This window comes from Alteromonas sp. KUL17, assembly GCF_006538305.1.
GTDB lineage: Bacteria > Pseudomonadota > Gammaproteobacteria > Enterobacterales > Alteromonadaceae > Alteromonas > Alteromonas macleodii.
In genome coordinates, this window is the sequence record NZ_BJKJ01000043.1 from 1 (window position 1) to 12,057 (window position 12,057).

Genomic DNA, 12,057 nt, shown 5'->3' on the forward strand with positions numbered 1-12,057 from the left:
AAACTGTAACTGCCACTGTGCAACCAGACGGCACCTATAGCGTTGATGTACCGGCTGAACTAGCTGAGGGTGAATTTACCGTTAACGCCAGCGTGACCGACGAAGCGGGCAACACAGCAACCACAGATACTGCCGGCGAGATTGATACTACCGCACCTTTAATTACTATCGACACCATAGCGACAGGTAACGACACCACGCCTACCCTTTCAGGTACTACCGATGCCGCGCCTGGCAGCACAGTTACGTTAACCATTACCGATAGCGCAGGCGTTACTCAAACCGTGACCGCCATTGTTCAGGCTGACGGCACTTACAGCGCTGACGTACCGGCAGAACTAGCTGAAGGCGAATTTACCGTTAACGCCAGCGTGACCGACGATGCGGGCAATACGGCCAATGCTGACGCTCAGGGTGCTATCGACGTGACGGCGCCAACCATCTCATTAAACGACCCAGGAATAAATGGCGATGCTACACCCACACTTTCGGGGTTAACGGATGCCGTGCCCGGAAGCACGATAACCCTTACCGTTACCGATAGTGCTGGCGTTACTCAAACCTTTACCACCACTGTGCTTGCCGATGGTACCTTTACCGTTGAAGTTCCAAATGCGGTGGCTGAGGGTACATACAGCGTAACTGCCGAGGTGACAGATGGTGCGGGCAACACCGCACAAGCAACAGCAAGCGGCGATTACGATTCTACGAGTCCTTCGACGACTGTAAATCAACCTGCTCCAACGAACGATACTACGCCGAACGTTTCTGGTGAAACCGATGCCCCTCCTGGCAGTGAAGTCGTGATTGTTGTTACAGACAGCGAGGGTAACGAACAAACAATCGTTACTACAGTGGGCGCTGACGGCACATTTAACGAAGATGTTCCAGCGGAGCTTAGCGAAGGTGAGTACACGGTAGATGTTACTGTAACAACACCAGCAGGCAACAGTTCTACCACCACAGTAACAGGCGAAATTGACACCACGGCGCCGATAATCAGCCTTGATCCTATTGGCTCAACCAATGATGACACGCCAGTGATAAATGGCGACACCGACGCAGAACCGGGTGCGATAGTAACACTAGATATCGTGCATTCAGATGGCACTACGCAAACCATTACTGCAACAGTGCAAGAAGACGGTAGCTTCAGCGCTGAAGTTCCGCAAGCGCTCGCAAATGGCGACTTCACGGTAACCGCTACTGTGTCTGATGTGGCGGGCAATACCGCTTCAACCTCTATCGATGCAGTTATTAATACCCAAGGCCCTAATGTTGTCATTGAAACCGGCTCTCCTACCAACGGTAGTGAAGGCATAGGGGGATCGTCAGACGCCCCTAATTCAGAGGTTGTGGTTGTTATCACCGATAGCGACGGCAACAGCCAGACAATAACGGGGACAACCGATGAGAATGGCAACTTCAATGTTGCATTCCCTCCTGGCTCTGAAGAGGGCGAATACGAGATTGAAGTGACGGTGACAGACGAAAATGGCAATAGCTCTACCGCCACGGCCACTACTGTACTTGATACCACCCCACCGATTGTGAACATCGACCCGCAAACGGATACTAACGACACAACACCGACCATCTCAGGTAATACAGATTTACCCGCAGGTAGCGAGGTCGTTATTACCGTCACCGATAGTCAGGGTAATACGCAAACTGTTACCGCCATTGTTGATGAAAATGGTAATTTCAGCGCCGATGTCGAAGAAGCGCTAGCAGAAGGCAACTATGAGGTTTCTGTCGAAGCAACTGATGCAGCGGGTAATACAACTACCGCTGTCGACAACAGTGGCAACATAGACACTACCGCACCAGCGCTTTCTCTAGACCCGCAAACTGACGGTAGCGACACCACGCCAACGATTTCAGGCTCTACCGATTTACCACCTGGTTCAACAGTAACCATTGCAGTGACCGACAGCGCGGGCAACACACAAACTATCGATGCAATCGTTGATGAAAACGGTGACTTTAGCGTAAACGTACAAACACCGCTTACTGACGGTGAATATACCGTAGAGGCCAGTGCAACAGACGAGGCAGGCAATACGACGACTGTTACTGAAAATGGCGGCAACATTGATACGCAAGCCCCCACCATTTCACTAGAGCCACTTGGCACAGGAAATGACACGACACCGTCAATTAGCGGTTCTACAAACTTGGAAGCGGGCAGCACGGTTACACTTACCGTAACCGATAGTGCTGGAAACAGCCAGACCTTTACTGCCACAGTAGACGCGAACGGCGAATTTAGCGCAGACGTTCCTACCGAACTCGCTGACGGCGACTACACTGTTGAAGCAACAGCTACCGATGCCGCGGGAAATAGTGCTTCGACGTCACAAACTGGCACCGTGGACAGCAATGCGCCAAGCTTAACCCTTGACCCACTGGGTGATGATAACGACACCACGCCTACTATCTCAGGTACTACCGATTTACCCGCTGGCAGCACTGTCACACTGTCTGTTACCGATGCGCTTGGCAATACGCAAACATTTACGGCAACGGTAGACGGTTCTGGTAATTTCAGTGTCGATGTGCCCAATCCGTTAGCGGAAGGTGAATATAGCGTAACGGCTACAGCGACCGATGCGAACGGCAATACTGCAACGGCAACGGAAACTGGCGGTAATATCGATATTACATCGCCGCTGGTTAACTTGGATGCTCAAGGCAGTACCAATGATACTACGCCAACCATCTCAGGTAACACAGACCAGGCACCGGGTAGCAGTGTATCAATCACGGTTACAGACAGTGCAGGCAATACACAAACCTTTGACGCTCTTGTCCAAAATGACGGTACTTTCTCTGTTGACGTGCCGGCAGAGCTTGCCGACGGCAACTTTACCGTTACCGCCACTGTCACTGACGATGCGGGTAATCAAGACTCTGCATCCACACAGGGCAATATTGATACCGCAGCACCAACGCTGTCGCTTGACCCACAAGACATTAGCAACGACACCACGCCACTTATTAGTGGCACGACAGATTTGCCACAAGGTAGCACGGTAACACTGGTCGTCACCGATAGCTTAGGTAATCAGCAAACTATTGAAGCCGTTGTTGATGAAAACGGAAACTTTAGCGCCGAAGTATCTAGCGCATTAGCAGAAGGTAACTACTCAGTAACAGCAACCGCTGTCGATGAAAATGGTAATACCGCTAGCGTGACAGAAAACGGCGGCATAGTAGATACAACCGCACCATCGCTATCTTTAAATCCAGTGGGTTCTGGCAACGATCCCACACCGACTTTATCGGGCAGCACCGATCTGCCTGAAGGGAGTGTTGTCTCGCTAACGGTCGTAGATAGCGCAGGTAACATTCAAACTATCAACACCTTAGTCGATGCTAACGGTAATTTCTCTGTCGACGTCCCCCAAGAACTGGCTGATGGAGACTTTACTGTTACTGCCACGGCAGAAGACGAAGCAGGCAATGACGTTACAGACAACGCAACGGGTAATATTAATACCAATGCCCCCACGTTAGTGCTAGATGGACAAGGCGAAACGAATGACAGTACGCCCGCTATTTCAGGTACCACCAACTTGCCTGAAGGAAGCACGGTTACTTTAACCGTGACGGATAGCACAGGTAACACGCAAACGATTACCGCGACAGTTGGTGCAGACGGAACATTTAGTGCGGATGTTACCACCCCACTCGCTGATGGCGCTTACACCGTTACCGCCAGCGCAACTGACGGCGATGGCAATACGACAACAGTAACCGACAATGGCGGCCTTGTAGATACCACCGCGCCTACGCTTACCCTTGAAAACCCTGGCAGCACGGGTGACACCACACCAACACTATCAGGCACGACAGACCTTCCTGAAGGAAGCACGGTTACACTTGTCGTAACTGATAGCGCTGGAAACACGCAAACTATCAATGCCTTGGTCGATGCAAATGGTAGCTTCAGTGTAGATGTGCCAAACGCACTAGCTGACGGCGACTTTACTGTGACTGCCACTGCAACCGACAGTGCAGGCAATACCGCGAATGCCAATACAACAGGTAATGTAGATAGCGAAGCGCCGCTGTTAACCCTTGATACACAAGGCGCTACTAGCGATGTTACGCCAACTATCACAGGTACTACTGATGTTGCTCCCGGCACACTGGTTACCATTACTGTAGTCGATGCCAACGGTAACTCGCAAAGTTTCCAAGCGGCCGTGCAAGCAGACGGTACATTCAGTGCCGATGTGCCTAGCGCTCTGGCTGAAGGCGACTTTACCGTTACGGCAACAGTAAGCGATGCACAAGGCAACACCGCGACGGCAAACGAAACAAATGGAAGTATTGATACACAAGCGCCTATTGTTACCGTTAACCCGTTAGATTCAGGTAATGACACTACGCCGGTTATTTCAGGTAATACAGATTTACCTGAAGGTGCTGTCGTTGTGATAACCGTAACTGACAGCAATGGTGACACGCAAACCATTAACGCATTGGTTGATGCTGACGGCAACTTTGCAACAGAGGTATTGTCTCCACTGCCTGAAGGAGATTACAGCGTCGAAGTTACTGCAACAGATGATGCAGGTAATTCAACAACCGTAACTGAGGACGGTGGCAATATTGACACCACCGCCCCTGTACTTACGCTAAATCCGCAGGGCACAGGCAACGATGAAACCCCTAACATATCGGGCAGCACTGATTTAGCACCGGGAAGCACGGTAACGTTAACCGTCACAGATAGCGCAGGCAATACACAAACTTTTGACGCCATTGTGGACGCGAATGGTGACTTCAGCGCAGATGTTCCAAACGCTATACCAGACGGCAGCTACACGGTAACAGCAAGTGCCTCAGACGATGCAGGTAATACAACCACCACCTCTGATACCGGTACGCTAGATACCAGCGCCCCTGCGTTGACATTAGATGCGCAAGTTACGGTGAGCGATACTACACCAACCATTTCAGGTACGACTGACCTACCCGCAGGTTCAACCGTGACGCTTTTTGTCACTGACAGTGCAGGCAACACTCAAACCTTTACTGCACTTGTTGATGCGAGCGGTAACTTTAGTGCTGATGTCCCCGCGCCTCTTGCCGAAGGTGATTACTCAGTAACCGCTACCGCTACAGACAGCAACGGAAATAGTGCATCTGTCACCGACAATAACGGTATCGTCGATACTGTCGCCCCCGTTATTTCACTAGATGCGCTGGGTTCAAATAACGATACTACGCCGACCATTTCAGGCACTACGGACTTAGTAGCAGGTGAGAGCGTAACGCTGTCGATCACCGATAACGCTGGCAATACACAAACTGTGACCGCAACGGTTGACGCAAACGGCAACTTTACTGTGGATGTGCCAGCCGCACTGGCCGAAGGTGACTATACGGTTACCGCAACGGCCACCGACGATGCTGGCAACAGTGCGTCAGTCAATGCAACAGGCACCATTGACACCACAGCACCTACTCTAACCTTAGATCCTCAAGGATTAGGCAATGATACAACGCCAACCATTTCGGGAAGTACAGATCTAGCCGAAGGTAGCGTGGTCTCCTTGGTTATCACAGATAGTGCAGGTAACATTCAAACGGTTACAGCAACAGTTGATGCTGCAGGAAATTTTACGGTTGATGTACCCGCGGCACTTGCTGAAGGCTCTTACAGTGTTGAAGCTACTGCCACTGATGAAGCAGGCAACAGCACGTCGGTTCTCGATAATTCAGGTGTTATCGACATCACGCCACCTGAGCTAAACCTTGACGAATTAACGCCAGAGAATAACGCTACGCCAACTATTTCTGGCACCACAAACCTTCCAGCTGGCGCCATTGTTACATTAACGGTGGTCGACAGTGCGGGTAATACGCAAACCTTTGCCGCTACGGTACAAACCAACGGCAGTTTTGCAGCCAACGTACCTTCACCACTAGCTGAAGGTGACTATACGGTTACCGCAACCGCTCAAGACGCGGCAGGTAACCAAGGTTCTGATTCTGAAACGGGTGGCAGCGTAGATACCACAGCGCCTGTTATCACTCTGGATCCGCTTGGTACAGGTAACGATAACACGCCTACCATTAGCGGAAATACCGACCTAGCTGCGGGAAGCACAGTAACTATCACAGTAACTGACAGTGTTGGCACTGTGCAGACGTTTACTGCAACGGTTGATGGTAATGGCGACTTCAGTGCAGATGTGCCTAATCCTATGGCAGACGGAAACTTCGACGTTACTGCAACGGCCACTGATGCTGCAGGCAATACTGCTACAGATACAGTGAGCGGCGACATAAACTCTGCCGCGCCTACCCTATCCCTTGATCCTCTTGGTTCGGGCAACGACACGACGCCGACCATTTCAGGTAATACCGACTTAGCGCCAGGTAGTACTGTAACGCTAACTGTGACTGACAGTGCTGGAAACACGCAGACATTCAGTGCCGTAGTGCAAGGTGATGGAAGCTTTACGGCTGATGTTCCTGCAAGCTTACCTGAAGGTGACTATTCTGTTACTGCCACCGCCACAGACGGCGCCGGCAACAGTGCATCGGTAACCGAAAATGGCGGTAACATCGATACCACAGCCCCATCGATAACCATCGATACACAAGGGCTTGGCAATGATGCCACGCCGTCTATCTCTGGCACCACAGACCTCAATGCTGGCGACACAGTTAGCATAAGCGTGACAGACAACGCTGGAAATACCCAAACATTCACAGCAACCGTTCAAAACGATGGCACTTACAGTGCTGATGTTCCTGCCGATTTAGCTGAGGGCAGTTTCAGTGTGACTGTCACTGCGACTGACGATGCGGGTAATTCAGCAACGGCAATAGATAATAACGGTGTCATAGACACAGCAGCCCCCACCATAACGTTAGACGCACAAGGTCTAACCAACGACGCTACACCGACTATATCGGGAACCACCGACTTGGCTGCGGGCAACACTGTAAGCATTAGCGTGACTGACAGCCAAGGCAATACGCAAACTTTCGCTGCCACCGTTCAAGCGAACGGCAGCTTTAGCGCTGATGTGCCGGTTGACCTTGCAGAAGGCGATTACACCGTAGAAGTGACGGCGACTGATGATGCAGGTAATCAAAACACAGCGGTTGATAACAACGGTACAGTTGACACCACTCCACCTGTTATCAACTTAGATCCAGTGGCCAGCGGCAATGACGCAACGCCAGTATTAAGCGGTACTACCGACTTGCCAGAGGGAGCAACAATTACACTGGTTGTCACCGATGCAGGCGGTAATGTACAGAACCTTACTGCTACGGTAAACGCGGATGGCACTTTCTCAGTTGAAGTACCCAGCGCGCTTGTTGATGGCGATTACGATGTAACAGCCAGTGCGAGCGATGCTGCGGGCAATAGCACGACTGTGTCGGATAGCGGCAATATTAATGCAAGCGCCCCGGACATTACCCTAGATGCCCTTGGCCAGACAAACGATGCTACGCCTCTTATTTCAGGCACAACTAACGCGCCAGTTGGTGCCACTGTCACCTTAACAGTGACAGATAGTGCTGGAGCAGTTCAAACCTTTACCGCAACAGTACAAGGAGATGGCACCTTCAGCGCTAGCGTACCGTCAGACCTGGCCGAAGGTAGCTACACAGTTGTCGCAGAGGTGACTGACGGAGCCGGAAATACAGGCTCTGACTCTGAAACTGGCGGTGTGGTAGATACCACATCACCGGCTATTGATGTGGCAGATCCGGGTGTAGGCAATGATGCAACACCGACCATTAGCGGAACGACAGACCAGCCAGCCGGAAGCACGGTTTCAATTACCGTCACCGATAACGCTGGCAATATACAAACCTTATCAGCAACCGTACAAAGCGACGGCTCTTTTAGCGTAGACGTACCCACCACTTTGGCTGAGGGTAGCTACACAGTTCAGGCAACGGTCGTTGATGAAGCTGGCAATACAGCGTCCGACGCTGAAACCGGCCTCATCGACACAATTTCACCTGTTATTACGCTGGACGAGCCAGGTACAGTTAGCGACTCAACCCCAACCATAAGCGGTACTGTAGATTTACCGCAAGGTTCTACAGTGCAAATAACGGTTGTTGATAGTGCGGGTAATACACAGGTGTTCTCTGCATTGGTTGGCGCGGGCGGCGTATTCTCTGCCGATGTACCAGCGGCGATGGCTGAAGGAAACTTCACTGTTTCAGCAACCGCCACCGATGAAGCAAACAACAGTACAACCGATAACGAAGCAGGCGTAGTTGATACTCTAGTACCTACACTTACTATAGATGTTGCCGATACCACTAACGACGCGACGCCACTCATTACCGGTACAACCGATGAACCTGCGGGCGCTGTGGTCACTATTTTGGTAACGGATAGCGCTGGTGCGACCCAGACCTTAAGCGCAGTGGTACAGGCCGATGGTTCTTTCTCTATCTCCCCAGGTACGGATTTAGCTGAAGGCGACTTCACGGTAAGCGCTACCATCAGTGATGAGGCAGGTAATACAGCAACAGCCAGTGATGCTGGAAGTATAGATACTACAGCACCATCACTAACCTTAACGCCACTTGAGGAAGGCAATGACACAACGCCTACCCTATCTGGTAGCACAAACCTTGCGCAGGGTAGTGAAGTTACGCTTGTGGTAACTGACAGCGCCGGAAATGTTCAAACCCTCACAGCTACGGTTGATGTAAATGGAAACTTTACAGTGGATGTGCCTGCGCCTTTGGCAGAAGGTGCATACAGTGTTGAAGCCACGGCAAGTGATGAAGCGGGTAATAGCACTACCGTCGTAAACAATACAGGCGTTATTGATACGACAGCCCCTACTCTATCGTTAGATACACTAGCCCCAGACAGTGACACAACGCCTACAATATCAGGGAATACTGACCTGCCTGCAGGTGCTACGGTAACGATTACTGTGACGGATAATGCAGGTGTAAGCCAAACCTTCGATGCAACCGTTCAGGGAGACGGCAGTTTCTCGGTCGATGTGCCAAGCCCTATGGCTGAAGGAGGGTATACCGTTACCGCCGTTGCCCAAGACCCTGCAGGTAATGAGACAACTGCCACTGAAACAAACGGTAGCGTAGACACTACCGCGCCGACGATCAATTTAGATGCACAAGGCACAGGTAACGATACCACGCCAACGATCACGGGTAGCACCGATTTAAGCCCAGGTAGTTCAGTGACCATAACCGTCACCGACAGCGCGGGAGCTGAACAGACATTTACGGCTATTGTCGATAGCCTTGGTAATTTCAGCGCCGACGTGCCCAATGCAATGGCAGACGGAAACTTCAATGTTACTGCTACCGCCACTGATGCTGCTGGAAATTCAGCGTCTGATACTACCAGCGGAAATATCAATACAGCCGTGCCAAACCTAACCTTGGACGCGCTTGGTACAGGAAACGACACCACACCGACCATTTCCGGTACTACAGATATTGCGCCAGGCAGCACCGTATCCATCAGCGTTACCGATAGTGCAGGAAACACCCAAACATTTGGCGCCATTGTTCAAGCTAATGGCACCTTCTCTGTAGATGTGCCAGCGGCCTTATCTGAAGGTAATTATTCGGTCACCGCAAGTGCAACAGATGGCGCGGGTAATACGGCAACCGCAAACGAAAATGGCGGTGTTATCGATATTACTGCGCCAGCTGCTCCTACTGTTGATGCAGGCAACGGTACCGAAATTACCGGCACAGCCGAAGCAGGCGCTGTCGTAAACGTAGACGTTGACGGTGATGGCACACCTGATTTCACAGTGATTGCTGATGGCGATGGTAACTGGTCAGTAACACCCACAACACCGCTAGCGGATGGCGTGGTTGTCACGGCAACAGCAACCGATGAAGCTGGCAATACGAGTAGCCCGGCGTCTGATACCGTAGACGCTGTCGCGCCAGTCGTTGCCTTTGACGACTTAACGACTAACGACACCACGCCTGCACTTACTGGTTCGGTGGACGACCCAACCGCCATTGTGGTCATTACCATTAACGGTACGGACTATACCGCGACAAACAATGGTGATGGCAGCTGGTCACTGGCTGACGATATCGTTGCCGCGCTGGCTGAAGGTAGCTATACCGCTACGGTTACTGCCACTGATGCCGATGGTAACACCGGAACTAACTCTGGTACTGTGGTGATTGATACCACTGCTCCAGCAGCGCCTACTGTCGATGCAGGTAACGGCACTGAAATTACGGGTACCGCTGAAGCAGGCGCCACCGTGAATGTGGACGTGGATGGCGACGGCACGCCAGACTTCACCGTCATTGCTGATGGCGATGGAAATTGGTCAGTAACACCCACTACACCGCTAGCCGATGGCGTGGTCGTTACGGCAACAGCGGTTGATGAAGCTGGCAATGTCAGTGCACCAGCGTCAGATACAGTAGATGCTGTTGCGCCCGTTGTCACGATTGATGACTTAACCACTAATGACGCCACACCAGAGCTAACCGGTACGGTTGACGATCCAAGCGCTATCGTAGTAGTGACCATTGATGGCGTGGACTACACCGCAACTAACAATGGTGATGGAAGCTGGACGCTGGCTGACGATGCAGTGGCTGCACTTGCAGATGGTAGCTATACCGCTACCGTTACTGCCACGGATGCCGATGGCAATGTGGGTTCAAATTCAGGAACGGTAGTGATTGATACTACACCACCTGCGATACCTTCTGTGGATGCGGGCAACGGTACCGAAATTACCGGTACCGCTGAAGCAGGCGCAACCGTAAATGTAGACGTGGATGGCGACGGCACGCCCGATTTCACCGTCATCGCTGATGGCGACGGTAATTGGAGCATTACGCCTGATGCACCGCTTGCCGATGGCGTAACTGTGACCGTAACGGCAACTGACGCAGCGGGTAACATTAGCAACCCAGCCTCAGACACGGTTGACGCGGCTGCACCAGTAGTTGCCTTCAACGATTTAACAACGAACGATACAACGCCGGCACTTACTGGTTCGGTTGACGACCCAACAGCCACGGTGGTTGTTACCATCAATGGAGCCGACTATACCGCCACCAATAACGGTGATGGCACGTGGACACTGGCTGACGATGCGGTGGCGGCACTTGCTGAAGGTAGCTATACCGCAACGGTTACTGCAACCGACCCAGAAGGTAATGTGGGTACGAATACTGGTACAGTGGTTATTGATATCACAGCACCAGCAGCGCCTACCGTTGAAGCGGGCAACGGCACTGAAATTACCGGCACAGCCGAAGCGGGCGCAACGGTAAATGTGGATGTAGACGGAGACGGCACACCAGATTTCACCGTCATCGCTGATGGCGACGGTAATTGGAGCGTAACGCCAGATACACCATTAGCAGATGGAGTTGTAGTAACGGCAACGGCTACTGATGAAGCGGGTAACACCAGTGGGCCGGCATCTGACACGGTAGACGCCGTGGCACCTGTTGTAACCATCAATGACGTGACGACTAACGATACTACGCCTGCACTAGCGGGTACGGTTGATGACCCAACGGCTACTGTAGTAGTCACCATTGACGGCGTTGACTATACCGCTACCAATAACGGTGACGGTACGTGGACGCTGGCCGATGACGTAGTCGCTACACTCGCTGAAGGTAGTTACCCAACATCTGTTACTGCAACTGACAATGCGGGTAATACCGATACCGACACTGGTACTGTAGTAATTGATACCACCGCGCCTACAGTTGCAATAAACGATCTTACTACCAACGACACCACGCCTGAGCTTACCGGTACGGTGAACGACCCCAATGCGGTTGTGGTGGTGACCATTGACGGCAATGATTACACCGCTACCAACAATGGTGATGGCACCTGGACACTGGCTGACAACGCAGTTGCTGTGCTAGCAGAAGGCAGCTACCCAACATCTGTTACTGCAACAGACGCCGCGGGCAACAATGTTACCAATACAGGAACAGTGGTAATTGATACTACCGCACCTACCGTTGCAATAAACGATCTGACCACCAACGACACAACGCCTGAGCTTACCG

At 51.8% G+C, this 12,057-nt stretch carries 1 protein-coding gene; it reads left to right on the forward strand.

All coding sequences use genetic code 11. The features are described from left to right. Positions 1–12,057, forward strand: a 12,057-nt coding sequence (locus KUL49_RS20450) for an Ig-like domain-containing protein (RefSeq protein ID WP_181412783.1), incomplete at both ends; no start/stop codon positions are given.